The sequence below is a fragment of the Streptomyces sp. 13-12-16 genome, assembly GCF_002114215.1.
In the GTDB taxonomy this organism is placed as follows: Bacteria; Actinomycetota; Actinomycetes; order Streptomycetales; family Streptomycetaceae; genus Streptomyces.
Window position 1 is genome coordinate 2,832 of the sequence record NZ_NCTE01000928.1, and the last position, 1,597, is coordinate 4,428.

2 protein-coding genes are annotated in these 1,597 nt (G+C 74.3%); both read right to left on the minus strand.

Annotated elements, in window-relative coordinates; translation table 11 throughout:
• Window positions 1-515: polysaccharide pyruvyl transferase family protein (locus tag B7767_RS32375; RefSeq protein WP_179167371.1), on the minus strand; the 515-nt coding region annotated here is incomplete at its 3' end.
• Window positions 512-1,459: a glycosyltransferase family 2 protein gene (locus B7767_RS32380; RefSeq protein WP_085575239.1), complete on the minus strand. Its 948-nt coding sequence runs from the start codon at window positions 1,457-1,459 to the stop codon at window positions 512-514. The genes B7767_RS32375 and B7767_RS32380, both read right to left, overlap by 4 nt.
• Window positions 1,460-1,597 lie beyond the last annotated feature (138 nt).

Sequence of the window (1,597 nt, forward strand, 5' to 3'; positions counted from 1 at the left end):
ATGGCGTCCCGGTACGACCGGTACGCGGCCAGCCGCGTCGACCAGCGGGTCAGGGCCCGGGTCGGCCGGTTGCCGATCGGGCCGGCGCCGACGCTGACGAGCGCGACCCGGGTGCGCAGCAGCCGGCCGGTCGCGCAGAGCAGGAACAGCGAGTACGGGAAGCCCCACGGCCGCAGCGGCAGCGTGGTCTCCAGGACGCCCATGCCCGGCACGATCACCACGTCGTGCCGGCGCGCCCAGGCGGCGGTGCGGACGACGTCGACGAGTTTGCCCAGCCCCTTGGCCGCGATCGCGCCCGCACGGGACGCGGTCCGGTACTCCCCGCGGTACCAGTTCAGCCGTGTCGCGGGGATCCCGTACCGGGCCGTGACGGCCTCGGGGCCGCCGCACATCGTGTCCACGACCGCCTCCGGGTGCTCGGCGCGGAGGTACCCGAGCACGACCTCGAGCGACCCGTCGTTGCCGACGTTGCCGGAGCCGAGCAGGCCGAACACCCCTATGCGCGGGGGCCTCACGCCTGCCTCCCCTCACGGCCGGCGACGAGGGCGTCGACGGAGACGGTGAGCCGGTCCGGGTCGACCGGGGCGCGGTCCTCGACCCGCTCGCCGGCGCCCGGCCGGGCCCGGCTGGTCATCCACGCGGCCAGGTGGCGGTAGCAGGCGCGCCGGTCGGCGGAGGACAGCGGCGCCCGCCGGACCGCGGAGACGAAGCCCCAGACGTACTCGGCGAGCAGCCGGGGCGTCGGGTGCAGCGGGCCCGCCCGGCGCGGGTCCAGGTTGACGCACCGGGAGCGCTTGGAGGGGTTCGCCCGCTCGGCGCGGGTGGGGTGGTCGCGGCGGAAGTACAGCAGCTCCGGCACCTGGTGGAAGGGCCCGTGCAGGGTGATCTCGGCGACGAACACGCGGTCCGCGTGGTGGTAGCTGTCGTGCGGCTTCACCCGGCGCAGCACGTCCGCCCGCATCACCCCGTAGAAGTCGTCGCCACCGGGTTCGAACAGCAGGCTGCGGAAGCGCTCCGGCGCGTGCGGCGAGTCGGTGGCGAGGGAGTACTCGTAGGGGACCTTCACCCGGCCGTCGCCGTCGACGACCGCCTGGCCGCTGTGCGCGAGGACGACGTCCGGCCGTTCGTCCAGCGCCTCGACGCAGGCCCGCAGCAGGTCACGGGCGTACAGGTCGTCGTGCGAGGCCCACTTGAACAGCTCGCCCCGGCACTCGGTGAACACGTGGTTGTGGTTCGGCGCGGCGCCGATGTTCCGGGGCAGCCGGATGTACCGGATGCGGGAGTCCCGCGCGGCGTACTTCCGGCAGATGTCCTGCGTCCCGTCGGTCGAGGCGTTGTCGGAGACGACCAGCTCGAAGTCCTCGTAGGTCTGGCCGAGCAGGGCGTCGAACGCCTCGGCGAGGTACTCCTCGCCGTTGTACACGGGCAGGCCGATGCTCAGCCGGGGATGGGTGGTCACGGTGTCCTCACTTCGGGAACGGGGATGTGGTGGTGCTCGCGCAGGGCGGACCGGAGCTGGAGCCACCACACGGCCGAGCCGCAGGCGGCCGCGGCGGCGACGCCCCAGGCCGAGCCGATCGTGCCGGCCACGACCGCC